The following is a 20,685-nucleotide window of genomic DNA, read 5'->3' on the forward strand; positions in this document are numbered from 1 at the left end:
GGGATAAGCTATGACGTTTAATGAGATTATGAACAGTCCTCTGCTCTACGGTCTGGTGGGAGCAGGAATCATCTATATTTTAATCTTTTGCGCGCTGACGTTCCGGAAGGCCTACGGTCATGCCCTGGAAATAGGGATGTCTAAGGAGAAACTGCGGTCGGTGATGGTTTCCACGGCGATTTACAGCATCGTGCCGTCTCTGTCCATCGTGGTGGGGCTGTTCAGCCTGGCCACGGTAATCGGAGTGCCGTGGGCGTGGTTCCGCCTGTCGGTGGTGGGAGCCGTGGCTTACGAAGTGACCGCCGCGGATATGGCGGCCACGGGAGCCGGTTATGAGTCCATCGCCGCCCTGAACGCGGCCGGGGACACCAGCATTATCGGAACGCTGATGTTTGTCATGAGTATTGGCATCATGGGCGGCATGGTGGGCGTGCTGCTGTTTGGAAAGAAGATTCAGGAGGGAGTGGCCAGCGCCAGAAGTAAAAACGGAATGCTGGGAGCCCTGCTCACCAGCGTGCTGTCCATGGCTATTATCGAGGCCCTTCTGCCTCTCCAGATGATCAAGGGACCGGTGTACCTGGCAGTGGCCTTTACCGCCCTGGTGCTCACCTTCCTTCAGCGGCAGTTTGTGCGGATTACCGGGTTGAAATGGTATCGGAGTTTCATTATGGCGGTGACCCTGATCCTGGGTATGGCGTCCTCTCTGTTCTGGGTTCAGATTCTGTAAAACAGGGAGCTGCTGCGAAAGGCTGACGGAGCCGTTTGGTTTTATACGGATATAGAGACGAAGGTTTTTAAGAATAGAAACTGCCCCGGGCAGACGGTCTGCCGGGGCAGCAGGAAAAGGAGAAAAGCATATGGATGAGAAATATGAGAAAAGCATACACCGTCTTGGCAGAATCGGAGTGATCGTTGGTATTCTCTTTATGTTAGGCATTCCCGCCGTGGTCAGCGCTGTTTATGACGTCTGGCCCGAGAGTTTTGGCCAGCTCCTCGCCGTGGGCGCGGGACTGCTGGCAGTATACATTCCCACCAACGTATCCGAGGTATTCGGCTATACGCCGATCCTCGGCTCTGCGTCCTACATCACCTTCCTTACAGGAAATGTGACCCAGTTGAAAATCCCGGTGGTGGTCAACGCCCAGGCCCTGGCGGAGGCAGCCCAGGGAACGGATGAGGGCGACACCGTGGCCGCTATCAGCGTGGCCGTTTCCTCCGCAGTCACCACTCTGGTGATCGTGGCAGGCGTGATCCTTCTGGTGCCCCTGCGCCCGGTGCTCACCAGCCCCACGGTGCAGACGGCTACCACCTACCTGCTCCCGGCGCTGTTCGGCGGTCTGTTTTTAAACTATGTAAATGACAACTGCGGCGAATACCGGGCAAAAAACAAGACCCTGACCCTGATCGTTCCCATCCTGGCCGTCCTGCTGGTAAACCAGTTTTACCCCCTTTCCGGCAAGCAGGGCTACGTGGTCATCGGCTGTATGGCACTGAGCGTTGCCTGCGCCTACGTTCTGTATAAGACGGGAATTATCAAAATGAGCGAAAAGAAGAAAGGATAAAACCTACTTGAGCCAGACCCCCCACCTATGGTATAGTGAAGGAGCATCTATGCAAAAGAAAGGATGAACGCAGATGAAAAATGACCTTCTGACCATAGGTGGATTTACGATTCACGGCTATGGGCTTATGATAGGGATTGGCATTGTGGCGGCTTACTGGATGGCGGACTGGCGGTCGAAACGGTACCGGCTGGATCCGGACCACCTGTTCTGGATCCTGATTTTTGGCGTGGGCAGCGGGATTTTGGGAGCCAAGCTGCTGTACTACGTCACCATCTGGAAGGAGATTCTGGCGGATCCCAGCCGCCTTTTGGATCTGACCGGAGGATTTGTGGTCTACGGCGGCATTATCGCCGGGATCGGAGCGGGCTGGGTGTACTGCCGGGTGAGAAAGATTGATTTCCTGCGGTATCTGGATCTGGTGGCGCCGTCGGTGGCCCTGGCTCAGGGCTTTGGGCGCATCGGCTGTTTCCTGGCGGGGTGCTGCTATGGGATGCCCTGGGACGGGGTGTGCGCCATCACGTTCACAAATTCCCAGCTTGCCCCCAACGGGGTGGCTCTATTCCCCTCCCAGCTCCTCTCCAGCGCCCTGGATTTCGGCCACTTCTTCCTGCTCTGCCTGTTGGCCCGGAACAATAACCGGCCGGGGCGGATCGGGGCGTTTTACCTGCTGTTTTACAGCATCGGGCGCTTTGGGATCGAATTCCTTCGGGGGGATCTGGAGCGGGGAACGGTGGGAGGACTTTCCACATCCCAGTTTATCTCCCTGTTTACGGCGGCGGCCGGTTTGGGGCTGCTGGTCTTTCTTGGAAGGAGACGGACAGGCGGCGGGGAGACGGCAGAGGAAACGGAATAAGCTGGAACCTTAGAAATGAATCCATCATAGAGTAGCAACAGAAAAACAGAGAAAACAAAAGAGGCAGCAGGCCGGGGGATCCGGTTTGCTGCCTCTTTTGTTTTGGGGATGTGGCGATCTGTTATCATGAGAAAATGCGAATTTGGGGCAGTGGGAAACGTGGTGTAGGATGGTCTAGCGGTTGAAGAAAAGAGAAATATGAAAGTGGATGACTATATAAAGAAATAAATTTTATTTCTTTATTCTAAAATTCGACACAAAAATCAAAAAATCCATATTATACTGTTAAGTAATTCAAGATACTATAGAAAGGGTGTAACATTGAGAAATAAGAGGGATTTCTCAATATTTCGCAGTATGTATTCTATGATACTAAACTATATTCAAAGAAACAGAACACTAGTTTGCTTTTTGGGTTGTAATAGATATGGTATAATATTAAAAATATTGGATAGGAAGGAAGATTATTATGTCGAAGTGGCCTACGGTTTCAAATTATATAATAGTGGTATTTATAATTTTGATTTTGATAATAATTATACAAGGTATATGTATTGTAAAACTTCTAAAAATTAAGAGAAATAATTTAGAGGATTTAATCCAAAAGTTCAGAAATTTTTGGGGAGAATTTATTGTGTATGTATTAGCAACAAGTATTATAGGGCTGTTTATTGCTAGTCTCATATCGGAAGATAATATTACTTTATCAGATATGAATAATTGGGTTAGTATTGTCCTAGGTCTGGTTGCTCTAATTGTTGGTATAATTTCGTTGTGGCTTAGTTTTTATAATGTGGAGCAAGCAAATAAAGCAAAAGAAATAGTGGAAGAGAAGATAAATGAGATTAAAACAGGAAACCAAGGTTGGTCCCAAAATAAAAATGGAGAATGGATTTATTATTTAAATGGAGAGTTGGCGAGAAATCAATGGAAAAAGAGCGGTGATAAGTGGTTTTATATGGGAAATGATGGGTACATTGAAAAAGAAAAACTAATTTTTGAGAAAAATGGTGACAGAGTATATTATGTCGATAGTAATGGAGCAATGGTGAGAAAGCAATTTGTAACAATAAACGGTAAAACAAGATATTTCGATGAATCAGGCATTGCAAAACTTGACGGGAAGTTAGAAAAAGATGGTAATGAATATACATTTCAAAACGGTGTTGTAATTAATAAAATACCTCTAAAAGATCGTTCTCCAAATGATAAAGAATAAATATTTTTGGTAAAAATGTAGTTTTATAGTAAGAGGAGGAATAATAATGAAAAATAATATTGAAATTGCTGTAGATGGATATGTAAAGGCACGTGAGAGATTTTTCTCAATAAATAGAGCCTATTTGGATGAATGTAAAAAAGCGAGGGACAATGTGGTTATTTTAACAGAAGAATCAGAGATATTTTTGGCAATAAGGGAAGTGATTTCATGGGCGGTCGCGTTGTATGAAAGAATAGATAAACAGAAAATACTTGCGATAGATAAGCATTTTATGTCTGGAATAAAATATATTGATAATGTGATAAAACATGAAAATACCAAATTTTCATTTTATACTATATTAAGACCAGGAATAAATATTTCAGTTGAAGTTGAAGGAGATCCAAATTTAAATATAAAAAACGTTAGTATGGATTCGTGCATTCTCTGGGGAGATATGGATGAGATACCTACAAACAAACATAACTCTAGTCAAAGGAAAAACTATAATAAATATGTAAAACGTCAGTCTGTTTGTGAGTCTGTTGAAAAAATTAATGATTTATTACGGAAATATTATCCAATACAATAGTTTTTTGAGAGATGAAACAAAATCAAAAATAGAATGGAAAGGATAGACATATTTTTTTAAAATAGGAAAATATTGTTTCATGGTTATGATTCAATATTTCTTTAAGATGATTTGTTTGAAGTAGAGTATAATATACATTAAAAAACATTTATTCAAACTTCTTTAGCGATAGTTATTAATATTACAAATACATATGTCTGGAATTTTTAAAAATTTTCTATATTTTTATCGATATGGCGAATGTCCCTCTATAATAGTTTAGCATAGTATTCTCTGTGCCTTGCTATTAGAGGGACAGTTTATTTTTTGTGTTCAAATTCGTTCCACATCTCGTTCTTCGTACCGTGAGATTTTGTTGTAGTCGAACTGGTCGAAATAAAGGTAGAAGATTTCTTTTTTGTGAAACAGCAGGCGCAGCCCAGTCCACACTGCATGATCTCCAGCATCAGAAATTCAAATAGTTTCCGGTTGTTGTGAAGAGAGATTTCTTGCTCCGGGTCATGATACTGCTAGTTCTGTTCGGATGAGGAATTCTAGCCGCAGTAGCTCATGTCAGCACCTCCTGTATGGTAGTCCGGATGTTTCAATTACGAAAAAACGAAACCGTTTGCCGCCCGCCCCGTCCTCACGTCACAGACAGCATATTATAAAGTTTCAAAAGCCGAATATCGTCCCGGGACACCTTTAAGCTCTGGATCAGCTTGGCGTCCTCCGGGAGAGGCTCCCTGGAAAAGAGCATTTTGACGGCGATGGGCATCATGGGGCGGGAGGAAAAGCCGTTGAACAGCCCCCATTTCGTATCGGAATTTAAGGAGGAGGCGAGGATCTGGGCGCTGGCCTTCTCCATGGGCATATCCTGGTTGGTGAGCTGGATGTTGGTGATAGCGTCGTAGTGCTCGATGTAGCCCCAGTAGGTGTTCTCGCACCGTTGATAGCACTGGTAATCCTGGAAATTCATGTACATCATAATCCGGTACTGATCCGTCTCCGATCTGGACAGGACGTCGAAGACGCAGCGGATCAGGCTGTTGCTCCGCCCGTCGTAGAGATAGGAGAAAAACTGGGACACCCCGTTAAAGAAGGTGGGAGTGCCGGAAAAGGCCATGTCCGCCCGCTGGGGCGGGCACCACAGGAGCTGTTCCACGTGGACGCCCAGGGCGTCGGCGATCTCATAGAGGGTTTCAATGTCCACGGCGATCTCCCCGTTTTCGTATTTGGAGATGGTGGATTTGCACTTGTGAATCCGGGAGGACAGCTCCTCCAGCGTGATTTTTCTCCCTTTGCGGAACGAACGGATGCGTTCGCCCACCTGCATACTGATTTCTGACATCATTTCCCTCCCGTTCTCAGCTTTCGTGAACCGGTTTTCCGCAATCGCAAGGAGGCACACTCCGCGGGGAGGAATATGGCTGTTTACGTAGCCGCGCTCCGGCGCGAGTGTGCGCCAGGCGCACACGGTTTTACAGTTTCCTATAAATCAACAAAAATGCGAAAACCAGTCATTTTTTCATTTCTTTCTTAAAATCTATCACAAACCAGTCGAAATTTCCACTGTAAATAAAATATTGACAAAAAAGTTTCCTGTGAGTAAACTTCGGCCGGTTTGACGGAGAAGGGAAAAAATTGGTAAAATCGCCGCATAGAGAGACGGCCGCTCAGAAGGGAGATAGAACATATGTATAATTTTGATGAGATCATTGACAGACGCCACACCAACGCCATGAACACAGACGGGTTCCGGGACTATATTTTCCACGCGGATGAGACCATGACCTTTCCTTATAAAGATGAGGAATTTATCCGTATGTGGGTGGCGGACATGGAATTTGCCACTCCGGACGTGGTGATCGACGGCATGAGGGAGCGGCTTTCCAAGCGGATTTTCGGCTATACCAGAGTATTTGAGAAAAGCTACTACGACGCTTTGTCCGCCTGGTGCGAGAGACGGTATGGCTGGGGCTTTGACCGGAAGGAGCTGGTGATGTCCAACGGCGTGATCCCGGCCCTCTACGAGCTGGTGGAGTACATCTGCGAGCCGGATGAAAAGGTGCTGTTTTTAACTCCGTCCTACGCCTATTTTAAGTACGCGGCGGATTTTAACAAGCGCGGCTACATCTGCTCCGATTTAAAGGTGGAGGACGGATACTACACCATCGACTTCGAGGACTTTGAGAAAAAGGCGGCGGATGAAAAAACCACCCTGTTTATCCTCTGCAACCCCCACAACCCCAGCGGACGTGTCTGGAGGGAGGACGAGCTGAAACGGATGGCGGAGATCGCGGAAAAATACGAGCTGTGGGTGATTTCCGACGAGATCCACTGCGACCTGCTGCGGTTAGATCAGACCCACATCCCCATGGGAAAGGTGATGCCGGACTACAAGCGCCTGGTGACCTGCATGGCTCCCAGCAAGACCTTCAACCTGGCGGGAATGATGATTTCCAATATTATCATCCGGGACGAAACACTTCGGGAGATCTGGCTGAGCCGCCATTACAACTTTGACAACCCGTTGAGCATCGCCGCGGCCCAGGCGGCCTACGAAAAGGGAGAGCCGTGGGTGCAGGAGCTGCGGGCTTATCTGGATGAAAACTTCCGGTTTACGAAGGAATATCTGGCGGAGCACCTTCCCAAGGCGAAGTTCCGCATTTCAGAGGCCACTTACCTGGCCTGGGTGGATTTGAACGCTTACTTTGAGCCGGACGAGAGCCTTCCCATGTTCTTCGCCTACCGGGCGGGCGTGCTGCTGGAGGGGGGAAATATGTTTGTACAGAATTCCGACGGCTTTATCCGCTTAAATTTAGCCTGTCCGAAATCCGTGCTGGCGGAAGGCTTAAAGCGGATCTGCGAGGCGGTCAATACGAAACATACGGAAAAGTACACAGGGGAAACAAATTCATAAAAACGGAGGAGAAGGATGGATATTCGCGAGATCAAAGGGCTTGCTTTGGGAGAGCAGGACTATGTCATTCAGATGCGGAGGGAGTTTCATAAACATCCGGAGGTATCGGGAAAGGAGTGGGAGACCAGAAAACGGCTGATCGCCGAGTTCGAGGCCATGGGGATCCCCTATGAGGAGGTTCCCGGGACGGGCCTGATCGCCGTCATAAAGGGGGAAAAGCCGGGGAAAAACAAGGTGCTGCGGGCAGACATCGACGCCCTTCCCTTACAGGAAGAACGGGAGAACTTAAAAAGGGAAAAGGAGTGTATTTCCCAGACCGACGGCGTCTGCCACGCCTGCGGCCACGACGCCCATATGGCCATGCTGTTGGGGACTATGAAACTGCTGTGCCGGATGAAAGAGGAGCTGCCGGGAACGGTGTACTGCTGCTTTGAGGAGGGAGAGGAGACCAACTGCGGAATTGAGGCCATGATCAAAGCCCTGGAAAAATATCCCGTGGATTCCTGCTTTGCCCTCCACGTCTACAGCGGCCTGGAGGCGGGCAAGGTGAATATCGCCCCGGGCCCCAGGATGGCCGGCACTGTGGGGATCGGGTTTCACATCAAGGGAAAGAGCGGCCACGGCTCCCGTCCGGACCAGGCCGTAAATCCCATCATCCCGGCGGCCCACATTATCACCCAGTTAAATTCTGCCTTTATGAACCAGCTGGACGTGGAGGAGACGGTCACCCTGGGCCTGGGAATGGTGAAGGCGGGAGAGGCCACCAACGTGATTCCCGACGATGCCTACGTAGGGGGGACCGCCCGGTTTTTCAGCCGCCAGGAGGGGGAAAAGGCCCTGGCCATTGTCAACCGCATCGCGGAGAGCACCGCTGCCAGCCACCGCTGCGGGATCGAGTTTGAAAGGAGAAACGGCATCAGCCCCTATCCGGTGGTAAATGACAGGGAGACGGCCCTGAAGGTGCAGAAAAACCTGGCGGCCATCTGCGGGGAGGAAGTGCTGGGAGAGTGTGATAAATGGTACGCCTCCGAGTGCTACAGCGCCTACCTGGAGAAATTTCCCGGTGCCCTGGGATTTCTGGGAATCCGCAGCGAGGAGTACGGCAGCGGGGCCGCCCACCACAACGGAAAATTCGACATCGACGAGTCGGTACTGTACCTGGGCGTGTGCGCCGAGATGGCGTTTGCCCTGGGAGAATAAATCATAGGGAAGGTGAATGAGATGAAAGGGGAAACAACGAAAGAGAAGAAACCGTTTAAAATGCCGCATTTGCTGTGGATCATGTTTGGGATTATCCTGCTCTCCTGCGTGGCCACCTATCTGATTCCCGCGGGACAGTTCGCGGTGAACGAGGCGGGGGAGATCATCGGGACGGAGTTTCAGTATCTGGGATACCAGACGCCGGTCAGCCCCTGGAATGCCCTGATGAGCATGAAGTCCGGGCTGGCGGGAGCCGCCACCATCATGTTTGTGGTCATGGTGTCAGGTGCCACCATCAACGTGGTGCTGGACACGGGAGTGCTGGACGATCTGATGAACTGGGCCGTTTATAAATTAAAGGACAAAGGCGCGGGGCTTTTGGTGGCCATGATGATGATTCTGATGGCTTACCTGGGCGGTTTTGGAGGAACGGACGCCCTGATCGCCGTGGTTCCCATCGGAGTGCTGTTTGCGAAGAAACTGAAACTGGATCCCATCTGTGCCCTGGGAGTGACCACCTTCGCGGCCCTGGTCGGTTTCGGCACCGGCCCGGCCCAGCAGGCCACCACTCAGATGCTGATGGGGGTGATCCCCTACTCGGCGTTCTTTACCCGGCTGGTGATCATGAATGTTTTCCTGGCGGTGGCCATCGGCATGATGCTCTTATATGTGAAAAAGATCCGCAAAAATCCCCAGGCGTCCCTGATGTACGCCCAGGGCTGGCGTCCGGATACGATGGCAGAGGGAGAATCGGAGGATCAGCTCTTAAAAAAGGTGGAGATGAACTGGAGAAAGATGGCCGTGATCGTCATTTTCATCCTTCAGTACCTGATCATCGCCCTCTATCCCCTGATGGGAGGGGATTCCAGCCTCACCTTTGACTTTATGATCGCGGTGATGATCTGCACCATGATCCTGGTGGGCATCATCGGCGGCATGAACGCCGACGAGCTGGGCCAGAGCTTTGCCAAGGGACTGGCGTCCATGGCCTTTGTGGCCTTCGTCATCGGCATGGCAAAGGTGATTTCCCTGGTACTGGACAACGGAAATGTGATCCACACCATCGTGTACGTGCTGACCAAACCTTTGCTGGAGTTGCCGAAGTCCGTGGCCAGCGTGGGGCTTACGGTTATCGTATCCATCATTAACCCCATTATCCCCTCCGCCACCTCCAAGGCGGCCATCCTGGTGCCTATTATGAAACCGGTGGCGGACGCCCTGGGACTTCAGTCGAACCTGGCGGTGGTGGCCTACCAGATGGGCGACAGCTTTACGAACCTGCTCTCCCCCCTCCTTGGCTGGATGATCGGCTCCTGCGCCATGGCAAATGTGCCCTACAGCACATGGCTGAAGTGGGTATTTCCGAAGGTGCTGCTGTTTATCGTGCTGGCCTGCGTGATCGTGTTTTTCTTAACGGCCACCGGCTGGAGCGGCGTGATCTAGGCAGAGCAGAGAAAGGGGAAGGAATATGGAGAAACAGGAATTTTTGAAACGGTATCTTACAGACCGCCGGGGGACGTACTGTTCCAAATGGGACGGCCTGGAGGAGAAATTTGGAGAGTCCGATCTGGTGGGAATGTGGATCGCGGATATGGAGTTTCAGACCTGCGACGGGATCACGGAGGCTCTCATGGAACGGGTGAAACACGGGATTTACGGCTACAGCTTTGTGCCGGAGGACTACTACCGCGTGTTTTCTGACTGGATGGAGAGGCGGTATCATTTGCCTATCCCCAGGGAGTGGGTGCGGTTCAGCACAGGCTGCGTGACGGGGATCGCCTGGATGATCCACGCGTTTACGGAGCCGGGGGACAGCTGCATGATCTTGACGCCGGTGTATTACCCCTTCCACAACGTGGTGACCAACAATCACCGGAATTTGGTGACGGTCCCCTTAGACTACGATGGTCACGGCTATTTCACCATGAACTATGAGGCCATAGAGGCGGCCATCGTGGAACACCAGGTGAAAATGCTGATCCAGTGCTCCCCCCACAATCCGGCGGGCCGGGTGTGGACGGAGGAGGAGCTGGACCGGGTGCTCTCCATCTGCGAAAAACATCACGTGCTGGTGGTGAGCGACGAGATCCACCAGGATCTTGTGATCGGAGACCATCCCTTTGTGCCGGCGGCAGCCGTTTCCGGAGGGAGATACCGGGACATGGTTGTGACCTTAAACTCCGCCTCCAAGACCTTCAACCTGGCCACCCTGATCCACTCCCACATCCTGATTTCCAACGAGGAGCTGCGAAAGACCTACGACGCCTTCGCCGCCGGGCTGAACCGGACGGAGGTGAGCCTGATGGGAATGCTGGCGGCGAAAGCGGGCTATGAGACGGGAGAGGACTGGCTGGAAGGGCTGCTGGCAGTGGTGAAGGACAATTACGCTTACGTAAAAGAGACCTTAAACCGGGAGCTGCCTCGTCTCACGGTGTGCGCCATGGAGGGGACGTATCTGGCCCTTTTAGACCTGCGGGCCTATGTGGATCCGGAACAGGTGGAGGAGTTTGTCCAGGGGCGCTGCCGCCTGGGCGTGGATTACGGCGAATGGTTCGGGGCGGAGTACCGGGGATTTATCCGCGTGAACCTGGCGACAGATCCGGCCTATGTGGAACAGGCGGTGAATCATCTGATTCAGGGAGTAAAGGCCCTGAAAACAATATAAAGAAGTTCTGATAAAGGCTCCATGGCCTGGAGTCCGTGGAAGGTCAGGCGGTTTTGGCGAAAGCCAGGGCCGCCTTTTTTCGCGTCATAGGAAAGGACGTTCTCTATGGCAGCTATGACAATTATGACAGTTATGGCAGAAAAGCTCCCGGCGGGAGGGCACAGGTTTCCATCTGTGGAAAGGTCTGAATCTATTCCCAGGTAAAATTTTAGTAAAATATTAACTAAACCAGTTGATTTTTTTCCTCACAGCGGATACACTGTAATTGAAACGAAAAGGAAAGGGAACGGAGGTGGGAGATGGCGACCATAAAAGAGATTTCACAGAAGGCCGGCGTGTCCATGGCAACCGTGTCCCGTGTGTTGAATAAGGATAAAACCCTGGCGGTTTCCGACGGGGTGAGGAATCAGATTTTTGCCATTGCCCATGAGCTGGGCTATGTGCCTGTAAAGCTCAGGCATCTGTCCGTGTCGGAAGGCATTACCATCGGCGTGGCGGACTGGCACGTCCTTCGCCGGGAGAGCACCAATCAGAAACTGGCGGACTTAACCAAGATGGCGGAGCGGGACTGCCGGTATCCGGTGCGGTTTATCCGGCTGTTTTACGGGCAGGACGCGGAGGTGGACGGGGTGATCGCCCTGGGGTATTTTACGGAGGATGAGACCGCTTACCTGCTGCGCCAGTCCTGTGCCCTGATTTTTGTGGGCTCCAACCGGAAGGATTACCTCTTTGACCAGATCCGCATTGACCACGAGTCCGGTGTAAGGGAGATGGTCCGCTCTATGACGGAGGAACAGGGCGTCCGCACCGTGGGCTATCTGGGCGGGATTTATGAGGACGCCCAGGTGCGCATCGGGGAGAAACGGATGCGGTTTTTTGAGAGCCTGTTAAAGGAAAAGGGACTTTACCGGCCGGAGCAGTTCCTGGTGGGGGAGTGCACGGCGGAGTCCGGCTACGGCCTGTTAAAAGGGGCCATAGAGGCGGGACAGCTGCCGGAGGGCCTTCTCATCGGGAGCGACGAGGTGGCGGAGGGAGCCCTGCGGGCCCTTTCAGAGGCGGGCCTGGCCCCCGGAAGGGATCTGTCGGTGACGGTCTACAAGGATATAGAAACCAGGCTGTTTGCCACCAGTTCCTGTGATACGATCCGCATTTACACCGATTTCATGTGGGAGAATATGCTCCGCTGCCTGTTGGAGCGGGTGGAGCAGAAACGGCAGGAGACCATTACCATGATCTTCCCGTCCCGGTACGTGCGGGCGAAGTAACAGCGGTTAAAGGCATTGCGCTTTAACATATATCAATCAATTCATACTCAATCAGAGGAGGAAAAACATGAAGAAATCACTTTCAGCAGTATTGGCATTGGCTCTGGCAATGGGAACCCTGACCGCCTGCGGCGGCTCCGACAAGCCGGCGGAGACCAGCGCGGAATCCGGTGAGACGGCCGGAAATGAGGCAGAGGCCACGGAAGCGGCAGAGGCCGTGGACATCGACAAGCTGACGGTAGCCTTCGTGCCGTCCAAGGATCCGGAGGAGATCGTGACGGCCACCGAGCCCTTAAAGGGAATGCTCCAGGAGGAGTTAGCCGGTCTTGGCTACAACGTAAAGGATGTGGAGATTACTGTTGGAACGAACTACGAGGCCGTTGGCGAGGCGTTAAGCGCGGGAACCGCGGATGTGGGCCTGATCCCCGGCGGCACCTACGTGATGTATGACGACGGCGCAGAGGTGATCCTGACGGCTACGAGAAACGGCCTGACCAAGGATTCTGACAACGCGGCAGACTGGAACGACGATCAGCCCAACCCCTTCACCGACGAGCAGGTGACCTACTACCGCGCCCTGGTGCTTGCAGGTCCCTCCGAGAAAGGACAGGCTCTGGTGGAGAAGGTCAACAGCGGCGAGGAGCTGACCTGGGACGACTTAAACAACGCTACCTGGGCCGTGATGTCCACCACCTCCCCGGCCGGCTACATCTATCCGTCCATCTGGCTGCAGGACAACTACGGAAAAGCCCTCACCGACCTTTCCAACGTAGTGACCTCTGACTCCTACGGCAGCACCATGGCCCGTCTGGCATCCGGTCAGATCGACGTGATGGTGAGCTACGCGGATGTCCGCAACGACTATGTGGACCAGTGGAACGCTGAGTACGGCAGAGAGGGCTCCATCTGGGAGGAAGTAGGCGTGATCGGCGTAACCCCCGGCATCTACAACGATACGGTGAGCGTGAGCAAGTTCTCCCCCATTATGGATGACGGCCTGAAGGCAGCCCTTCAGCAGGCGTTCATCAACATCGGCAACACCGACGAGGGCAAAGAGGTTATCGCCATCTACTCTCACAACGGCTATCAGGTAGCCCAGGATTCTGACTACGACAACGAGAGAAAGGCTCAGGAGATCATCCGCAGCATGAACGAGTAATGTCCGGTATGGACGTTCGGCACGGACAGCACGAGGAAACCCGAAAACGTGTGCGCCTTGGCCGGAGGCTTTTGTGTCACAGGAGACACGGTTTCCTGTGACAGAATAAGAGGCGCCGTCATTTTTGGCGGCGCTTAAAATATGCGATGAGGTAGAGATATGATACGATTTGAACACGTAAGCAAGGTATACAGCAACGGCGTGAAGGGACTGGACGATGTGACACTGGACATTGAACAGGGAGAGTTTGTGGCCATCATCGGCCTTTCCGGAGCCGGAAAATCCACCCTGATTCGCTCCATTAACCGGATGCACGGCATCACGGACGGCAGCCTGACGGTGGACGGCGTAAACGTGACCAGCCTGCGGGGCAAGGGGCTGCGCAAATTCCGCCGGAAGATCGGCATGATCTTCCAGTCCTTCAACCTGATCACCAGAACTACGGTGATCAACAATGTGCTCACCTCCCGTGTGCCGGACCTGCCCTGGTGGCGTTCCCTGCTGGGGGCCTACCGCAGGGAGGACAAGATCGCGGCCCTGGAGGCGCTGGACAAGGTGGGAATCTTAGACAAGGCCTATTCCCGTGTGGATCAGCTCTCCGGCGGACAGCAGCAGCGGGTGGCCTTAGCCAGGACTCTGGCCCAGAATCCGTCCATCATCCTGGCGGATGAGCCGGTGGCGGCCCTGGATCCGGTGACAGCCAAGCAGGTTATGGACGATTTCCGCCATATTAATAAAGAAATGAAGATTACGGTTATCATCAACATCCATCATGTGGACCTGGCCCTGGAGTACGCGGATCGGGTGATCGGCATCCGGGCGGGACGGATCGTCTACGACGGCCCGGCGTCCCAGGTGGACGAGGCAGTCCTTTCTTCTATTTATAATGGAAAGGAATACGGGAAAATGGAGGCGGCAGGATGAGAGAAGGAAGACAGATTACCCTGTCAAACGGAAAGACGGTAGAACGGCCCCGGTCCTACACCCTGCCCATCCTCCTTCTTGTGGTGGCGGCGACAGCCCTGTCCGTGCGGGTGACGGGATTTAAAATGTCGGTGCTGATGGACGGAGGCTACCGTTTCTTTGACATCTTAAAACAGATGGTCCCGCCCAATATCTCCTACTTAGATAAGGTGTGGGGACCGCTCTTTGATACCATCAAAATGTCCGTCCTGGGCTCGGCGGCGGGAGCTGTGCTGGCGGTGCCTTTTTCGGTGATCGCCTCCTCCAACATCGTGAAAAACCGGGTGGTCATCAGCCTGGTGAGGATTTTTTACAGCATTGTCCGCACCCTGCCCACTCTGGTGACGGCCCTGATCGCCACCTATATCTTCGGCCTGGGCACCATGGCTGGAACCATCGCCATCGGCGTATTTACCTTTTCCTACGTGGGAAAGCTCCTTTACGAGCAGATCGAGACGGTGGACATGGGCGCTTACGAGGCCATGGAGGCTTTGGGAGCCACCAGGTTCCACGCTTTCCTGTATTCGGTGATTCCCCAGATCCTGCCGGGCTACATTTCCAACTGTCTGTTCTGCTTTGAGGGAAATGTGCGCTACGCCGCCATCTTAGGCTACGTGGGAGCTGGCGGCCTGGGCCTGATCATCAATGAGAAGGTGGGCTGGAGAGAGTACGACAAGGTGGGAATGATTCTGCTGACGTTGTTCGGAGCCGTGGTGGTCATTGAGTTTATCAGCCATCAGATTCGCAAAAAGCTGACGTAAGGAGGAAACGAGGATGAATGAGAAAGTAGCAGCGCAGTTAAACGCGGAGAAATCCCCCCTCCTGAAACGGCTGATCCTGACGGCGGTGATCCTGGCGGTGCTCATCTGGAGCAGCGTGGGCATCCGGTCTACCTCCGCCGTGGGAAACGGCATGGCGGTGGCGGCCAGCATTTTGAGGGGAATCGTGACGCCGGACGTGGAGTTTTTATTTGACTTTACCTCCCAGGGCGTGCCCTATCTGCTCTTGGAGACGGTCTGCATCGCCTTTATGGGAACGCTAGTAGGAGCGGTGATCGCCATCCCCTTCGCCTTCCTGGGGGCGTCCAACATTGTGCCTAAGGGCGTGGCCCTGATCAGCCGCGTGGTGGTCATGGCGGTGCGCACCATTCCGTCCTTCGTATACGGACTGATGTTTATCCGCGTCACCGGCCCCGGCGCGTTCGCGGGCCTGATGACCATGAGCCTCTGTTCCGTGGGAATGGTGTCGAAGATGTACATTGAGACCATCGAGGACCTGGACAAGCGGATTCTGGAGTCCTTAGACGCGGCGGGCTGTACCTTTTTCCAGAAGATCCGCTACGGCATTCTGCCCCAGCTTCTGCCGGATTTTGCCTCCACGGTGATCTACCGGTTTGACATGAACTTAAGAGACGCCACGGTGCTGGGCCTGGTGGGCGCCGGCGGTATCGGAGCTCCTCTGATCTTTGCCATGAACTCCTACCGCTGGAACGAGGTGGGATCCATTCTCATCGGCCTGATCGTGCTGATTCTGGTGATCGAGGTGTTCTCCACCAGGATCCGGAATAAACTGGTAAGGGGGTAGCACATGGGACGGAAAGTGACCATTTACTATACGTCGGACACCCACGGGAACCTGTTCCCGGCGGAAAACGGCGGGGGAAGTATGCTCCAGTGTTTCGGGGCATATAAAAAGGACGGAAATACCCTGATTTTAGACGGGGGAGACACCATCCAGGGTTCTCCTCTCCTCAAGTATTTGCGGGAGACGGGAGAGTTCGCGAAGGTCATTCCCTGGGCCTTCAACCAGGCGGGATATGACTATTTTACCCTGGGAAACCACGATTTTAACTTCGGATATGAAAAACTGGAGGAATTTTTGACAGCCATGGAGGCGGAGTGCCTGACGGCCAACCTCATCGACGGCCTGGGCCGCCTGCCGGTCAAGCCCTGGACCCTGCGGGTGCTGGAAAATGGCCTGCGGGTGGGCATCTGCGGCGTGGTGACGGACTGTGTGAACCTGTGGGAGGCGAAGGAGAATCTGGAGCACCTTCAGGTGACGGACGCTTTCACGGCGGCGAAAAAGGCCCTGGAGGAGATGAAGGGGCAGTGCGACGTGACGGTCTGCGTCTATCACGGCGGCTACGAGTGCGACCTGGAGACGGGAAACCGGCTCTGCAAGGGGAAGGAAAACGTGGCCTGTGAAATGTTGGAGAAGCTGGATTTTGACCTTCTGCTCACCGCCCACCAGCACATGGAGACGGCGGGGCGGACGGTAAACGGCACCTACACCCTGCAGCTTCCTCCAAACGGAGGGAAGTACGGGAAGGTGGAGCTGGAGGAAGGGGAAGGCGGCTGGAAGATTTCCGGGGAGCTGATCGCTCCCGGGGAGGAGACGCCGGCGGCCATGAGCGAGGCCTTAAAGCCGGTGCAGGAGGCGGAGAGCCGGTGGAGAGACCGGGTGATCGGCAGCCTGGCGGAGGAGATCCCCCCAGAGCCTCTTTTGGAGCGGGCTATGAACGGTTCCCGTCTGGCAGACTTAGGAAACCAGGTGCAGCTTTGGAAAACAGGGGCGGACATGGCCTGCATCGGCCTGGCAAACGTGCCCCTTGGCCTGGAGCGCCAGGTGCGCCTGGGGGATATGCTGAAGGTATTTCCCTTCCCCAACCGGCAGGTGACGCTCACGGTCACGGGAGCGGTGCTGAAGGCCGCTTTGGAGCGGTGCGCCTCCTATTTTGACCTGGAGGACGGGCAGGTGGTGATCTCCGAACGGTTCACGAAACCGAAAGCGGAGCACTACAACTACGATTACTACGCGGGGGTGGAGTACACCGCCGACATCCGCCGTCCCGTGGGGAACCGGGTGAGCGGCGTCCTGGTAAACGGCGCCCCGCTGGAGCCGGAGCGGACCTACCGCCTGGCCATGAGCGATTACCGGGCCACGGGCACCGGGGGCTATGAGTGTTTCCAGTCCTGTCCGGAGCCGGAGGTCTTTTCGGGGGATATGCAGTCCACCGTGCTGGAATACCTGGAATGCCACCCAGACGCCCAGGTGAAACCGCTGGGGCGGGTGAAGGTTGTGTGGTGACGGAAGGGGCCCCAGAGGCTGGGACGCAGTTTGGAATGTTATGAATATGGATATAGGAAGGCCCCGGAGGTTGTATCTCCGGGGCTATTTGATTGCGGGATGACTGCTGCTATGCTATAATGCCTATGTTACCGCCCCGATACTGGCAACAGGAAGGGGGTGCACATATTGGAAGTACTAGTTTCGTTTTTCGTCACTGTTGCGGCAGGTGTGGTTTGCCACCTCATCTGCAAATGGCTGGACGGTGATGAGTAACCGGTAACCGGCCTGCGGGCCTAAGCCTTCCCGCTATAAAATAGGAATAGAAAAGCCCCAGAGGTCGCATCTCTGGGGCTTTTCACTTGTGCCCATATTGGACTACTAGTTTCGTTTGCCTACCGGCATTATAGCATATGCAGATCAGATTTACAAGATACCATGAAAATTTTCCAGCGGTTTCCCAGCGGCGAATGCCCGGGCATTGTTACAATTTATGGCCAATGTCAGTCAGGTTACAAATAAAATTTTTGAAGGATTCAACTTAAATTAAAAAAATTCCCACGATAAATAGCGATAAATAGCACGATAAATGAACGGCTTGAACGGATTGCGGGATGACTGCCGCTATGCTATAATAGCGCAAGGAACAACCGTGTCACTGCAAGGGCGTTGGCCTCCCACTCGAATACATAAGAGGGGAGGTGGTGCGGATGAATTTTGATTTCAAAGACCTGATGGCGTTTGGAATGTTCATTATCGCATTGCTTACCTTTATTTTTAATAATCGTAAGTAGCGTTTTCTAAGTCCCAGAGATGGGCAAAGAAAAACCACCCTTGTAAACTTTGGCGAAGTAGTAAGGGTGGAATTTCTATCTTTCTTATTTGGCCAACCCCTTGTGGGCGGTTGTTCTTTTTACGATTTAACTATACCATGGCCAGGGGAAAAAAGCAAGGCTGGCGGATAGATTCACTTATAACAAAAACCTCGTATCCGTCACCGAAATACGAGGTTTCTTCTCAGTGGAGCATACGGGATTCGAACCCGCAATAAAACCTTGTATTTACGCGGCTTTTCAGGCTTCGTGTGATACATCGTGTGATACTTTTTCAAAATGATCTAATATTTTTCGATTCTGTTTTCTGGCTTCCAGATCAATAACATTTCTGTACACACCCTTTAAGATATTGTCGCTGGACCATCCTCCTCTCTGCAGGATATACTGATCAGGAACACCGATGGCGTGCATGATCGACGCCGAATAATGTCTCAGATCATGAAAGCGGAAGTGGGGCAGCTTAGTAGCTTTTATAGCCCTTTGAAATTTGCCGGTAAGCTGATTGGGAGTACAGTGGATGATTCTCCCACAACATCCGGATAATCGCTGTATAACAACATCCGGCATTTCAATTTCACGGTAGCCGCTGTAGGTTTTGGGCTGCTTGATGATCCAATCCTTATCTGGACCCAATACCATGTTTTTTGATACTGTGATGATATTGCCATGAATATCATCGGTGTCCAGCGCACATATTTCTCCCCGCCTGAGCGGACCAAAGGCGGCAAGTAATACAGCAATTTCCAGTTCTGTTCCTTTGATATGATCAAGAAGATTTTTTATGTCATTATCATTGGGACAGTAGAGCTCCGGTTTTTGCCTGGCCGGGAGGGTGGCGTTCAGACGGAAGTCAGGAGCAAACATTTCCAATGTTGCGGATAGCAGCCCGTAGGCATTCCGTACAGTTTTCGGAGTCAGCTTCACTGCCAGATCAGAGATCCATATCTGAATCGCAGTATTGCTGAGATCCGGAAGACGTGTGAGCCCGAGAGGACCCTTGAAATATTGTTCGTGAAGACTTTTGTAACCTCTCATGGTAGACGGGCTTAAAACTCCATTTTTAACTTCCATATATCGCCTTATTGCCTCGTAAACAGTTAAGTTTTCAGGCGTAGTTTGCTGATTTGATTTGCCGGTCTGCCATTCTGCGGCGGCCAGCTGAGCCAGTTTTTTTGAGGAAGCGGTAAAGGATTTGTAGTGTTTTTTTCCATTCACGTCGGTGTAGTCGTACACCTGCACACGATAGCTGCCACTGGGCAGCTGATTCTTTTTCTTCTTCGGGGTTTTCGCCATAATCTTATCCTCCTTTTTGGGTACAAAAATAACAGCCGCACAAATGTTCTGATTGCGACTGTCCCCCGAAGATGGTACAATAGAAATCGGATTTTAGAGCACTTCTTCGGGGTGCTGCTCCGGTTGGCACCGGAGTGATCAGGCCGGTTCTCCGTTGGCGCGGAGAGCCGGTTTTTGTCATTTGACATTTAACGGGATTTGACATATAATATACTTAACAGGACAGCCGGAAGGTGAATGCACCTCACCCGTCCCGGCGAAGCTCAACTAAAAAATAGTCGTCGGCTTGTCAGGGCAGGACGGCTATTTTTTATGGGTATAAGTCAGGATTGCAACAATGAGCATTGCTACAGATGTAATTAATTGCAATTCTTCATATGTACTCATAATTACCACCCCTTTCCGCAGGATTTCGGAACGGGCTGGAGCACGTCCCCCGGCTGCCCGGGTAAGTATATTATTGTCAAGGTGGATTGGCTCCCTGCTAGGGCAGGGGCCTTTTTTGCGGACATTTTATGTATTATTGGTATGACCTGATGGATGAGTTAAAAAATTTTGCGAAAAATACGTTTTATGCACAAACACATAATTGATGTAAAAGCAAAGCCATATAAAAATCCAGATATAACTCGTTTTGTATTGCTGGATTCGTAAGGGGTAAAATATTGTATTGTTCCGTCAAGTGCCAGTGGCAACGCTAGTACCACGATTGATAGCTTAAAAGTGTGAAAAGGAGCAATCATAAAAGCAAAAAAATGTCCTATCGCGATTCCCGTGCACCGCGCGCATAAGGGAAATTGATACCCTTTAATAAAAAAACTCCTTTCAGGCATCTGGTGGCAATGGCAATACTTTTTTGAAAATTCCATCCACCATATCCAGCGTTGATCGGCCTTAGTCATGCCTTAAATTTATTCCCACATTGGGGACATACCCAATACGTGGTCGAATTAATCTGTTTTCCTTTTCCACAGGCTCCGCAAAGAATACCGATCGGACCTAAAAGAAGCGCCCCGCAGCATCCTTTTCCTACAGAAAAATCCTTTCCTTTTGAAGTTGTTTCAGTGGTGACCTGACAATTTTCACACCCACATTTCGGACATTTCATAAAGTTACCTCCTAAAG

20 protein-coding genes and 1 pseudogene are annotated in these 20,685 nt (G+C 52.1%); 16 read left to right on the forward strand and 5 right to left on the reverse strand.

Annotated elements, in window-relative coordinates; translation table 11 throughout:
- Window positions 1-10 precede the first annotated feature (10 nt).
- From B5E84_RS09845 to B5E84_RS09865, 5 genes are all read left to right on the forward strand, one after another.
- Window positions 11-727, forward strand: a complete 717-nt coding sequence (locus B5E84_RS09845; RefSeq protein ID WP_087222209.1) for a DUF5058 family protein — start codon at window positions 11-13, stop codon at window positions 725-727.
- 130 nt (window positions 728-857) lie between these two features.
- Window positions 858-1,562, forward strand: a complete 705-nt coding sequence (locus tag B5E84_RS09850; RefSeq protein WP_087222211.1) for a hypothetical protein — start codon at window positions 858-860, stop codon at window positions 1,560-1,562.
- A gap of 73 nt (window positions 1,563-1,635) precedes the next feature.
- Window positions 1,636-2,418: a prolipoprotein diacylglyceryl transferase gene (gene lgt, locus B5E84_RS09855; protein ID WP_087222213.1), complete on the forward strand. Its 783-nt coding sequence runs from the start codon at window positions 1,636-1,638 to the stop codon at window positions 2,416-2,418.
- A 469-nt stretch (window positions 2,419-2,887) separates the two neighbouring features.
- Window positions 2,888-3,637 (forward strand): hypothetical protein, encoded by a 750-nt coding sequence (locus tag B5E84_RS09860; RefSeq protein WP_087222215.1) that lies wholly within the window; start codon window positions 2,888-2,890, stop codon window positions 3,635-3,637.
- A 46-nt stretch (window positions 3,638-3,683) separates the two neighbouring features.
- Window positions 3,684-4,211, forward strand: coding sequence for a hypothetical protein (locus B5E84_RS09865; protein WP_087222217.1), 528 nt, complete (start codon window positions 3,684-3,686; stop codon window positions 4,209-4,211).
- 299 nt (window positions 4,212-4,510) lie between these two features.
- On the opposite strand, the pseudogene B5E84_RS21495 reads toward B5E84_RS09865, so the two are convergent.
- A pseudogene (locus B5E84_RS21495) lies at window positions 4,511-4,708 on the reverse strand (hypothetical protein); the annotation flags it as partial.
- A gap of 128 nt (window positions 4,709-4,836) precedes the next feature.
- A complete protein-coding gene (locus B5E84_RS09870) occupies window positions 4,837-5,541 on the reverse strand; it encodes a helix-turn-helix domain-containing protein (RefSeq protein WP_087222282.1) in 705 nt (234 codons plus the stop codon).
- A gap of 345 nt (window positions 5,542-5,886) precedes the next feature.
- On the opposite strand from B5E84_RS09870, the gene B5E84_RS09875 reads away from it, so the two are divergent.
- The 11 genes from B5E84_RS09875 to B5E84_RS21395 all read left to right on the forward strand — a co-directional run bounded on the left by B5E84_RS09875 (window position 5,887) and on the right by B5E84_RS21395 (window position 18,225).
- Window positions 5,887-7,113, forward strand: coding sequence for a MalY/PatB family protein (locus B5E84_RS09875; protein WP_087222219.1), 1,227 nt, complete (start codon window positions 5,887-5,889; stop codon window positions 7,111-7,113).
- Between the two features lie 15 nt (window positions 7,114-7,128).
- Complete coding sequence (locus B5E84_RS09880; RefSeq protein WP_087222221.1) at window positions 7,129-8,313, forward strand: amidohydrolase; 1,185 nt, start codon at window positions 7,129-7,131, stop codon at window positions 8,311-8,313.
- A gap of 21 nt (window positions 8,314-8,334) precedes the next feature.
- Window positions 8,335-9,756, forward strand: a complete 1,422-nt coding sequence (locus B5E84_RS09885; RefSeq protein WP_087222223.1) for an AbgT family transporter — start codon at window positions 8,335-8,337, stop codon at window positions 9,754-9,756.
- Between the two features lie 25 nt (window positions 9,757-9,781).
- Window positions 9,782-10,978: a MalY/PatB family protein gene (locus B5E84_RS09890; protein WP_087222225.1), complete on the forward strand. Its 1,197-nt coding sequence runs from the start codon at window positions 9,782-9,784 to the stop codon at window positions 10,976-10,978.
- A gap of 299 nt (window positions 10,979-11,277) precedes the next feature.
- Window positions 11,278-12,243: a LacI family DNA-binding transcriptional regulator gene (locus tag B5E84_RS09895; protein WP_087222226.1), complete on the forward strand. Its 966-nt coding sequence runs from the start codon at window positions 11,278-11,280 to the stop codon at window positions 12,241-12,243.
- 67 nt (window positions 12,244-12,310) lie between these two features.
- Entirely contained in the window at window positions 12,311-13,402 is a 1,092-nt protein-coding gene (locus B5E84_RS09900) for a phosphate/phosphite/phosphonate ABC transporter substrate-binding protein (protein WP_087222228.1), read from the forward strand.
- Window positions 13,403-13,561: 159 nt separating this feature from the next.
- Window positions 13,562-14,326, forward strand: coding sequence for a phosphonate ABC transporter ATP-binding protein (phnC, locus tag B5E84_RS09905; RefSeq protein ID WP_087222230.1), 765 nt, complete (start codon window positions 13,562-13,564; stop codon window positions 14,324-14,326).
- The gene (gene phnE / locus B5E84_RS09910; protein WP_087222232.1) at window positions 14,323-15,126 is read left to right on the forward strand and encodes a phosphonate ABC transporter, permease protein PhnE; all 804 of its coding nucleotides are present in this window, start codon (window positions 14,323-14,325) and stop codon (window positions 15,124-15,126) included. Before phnC ends, phnE (B5E84_RS09910) begins: the two co-directional genes overlap by 4 nt.
- Before the next feature lie 13 nt (window positions 15,127-15,139).
- Window positions 15,140-15,949, forward strand: a complete 810-nt coding sequence (gene phnE / locus B5E84_RS09915; RefSeq protein ID WP_087222234.1) for a phosphonate ABC transporter, permease protein PhnE — start codon at window positions 15,140-15,142, stop codon at window positions 15,947-15,949.
- A 3-nt stretch (window positions 15,950-15,952) separates the two neighbouring features.
- Window positions 15,953-17,452: a bifunctional metallophosphatase/5'-nucleotidase gene (locus B5E84_RS09920; RefSeq protein ID WP_087222236.1), complete on the forward strand. Its 1,500-nt coding sequence runs from the start codon at window positions 15,953-15,955 to the stop codon at window positions 17,450-17,452.
- Between the two features lie 713 nt (window positions 17,453-18,165).
- Window positions 18,166-18,225 carry a putative holin-like toxin gene (locus B5E84_RS21395; protein WP_268875580.1) on the forward strand — a complete coding sequence of 20 codons (60 nt, stop codon included), beginning with the start codon at window positions 18,166-18,168 and terminating at the stop codon, window positions 18,223-18,225.
- Between the two features lie 279 nt (window positions 18,226-18,504).
- Here B5E84_RS21395 and B5E84_RS09925 read toward each other — a convergent pair whose 3' ends face one another.
- The 3 genes from B5E84_RS09925 to B5E84_RS09935 all read right to left on the reverse strand — a co-directional run bounded on the left by B5E84_RS09925 (window position 18,505) and on the right by B5E84_RS09935 (window position 20,668).
- On the reverse strand, window positions 18,505-19,560 hold the full coding sequence (locus B5E84_RS09925; RefSeq protein ID WP_204248569.1) for a site-specific integrase: 1,056 nt from the start codon (window positions 19,558-19,560) through the stop codon (window positions 18,505-18,507).
- A gap of 545 nt (window positions 19,561-20,105) precedes the next feature.
- Window positions 20,106-20,462 carry a DUF2085 domain-containing protein gene (locus B5E84_RS09930; RefSeq protein ID WP_087222240.1) on the reverse strand — a complete coding sequence of 119 codons (357 nt, stop codon included), beginning with the start codon at window positions 20,460-20,462 and terminating at the stop codon, window positions 20,106-20,108.
- The gene (locus tag B5E84_RS09935; protein ID WP_087222242.1) at window positions 20,459-20,668 is read right to left on the reverse strand and encodes a hypothetical protein; all 210 of its coding nucleotides are present in this window, start codon (window positions 20,666-20,668) and stop codon (window positions 20,459-20,461) included. The genes B5E84_RS09930 and B5E84_RS09935 overlap by 4 nt, the downstream gene beginning before the upstream one ends.
- Window positions 20,669-20,685 lie beyond the last annotated feature (17 nt).

It is taken from the genome of Lachnoclostridium sp. An14 (assembly GCF_002160755.1).
GTDB lineage: Bacteria > Bacillota > Clostridia > Lachnospirales > Lachnospiraceae > Lachnoclostridium_A.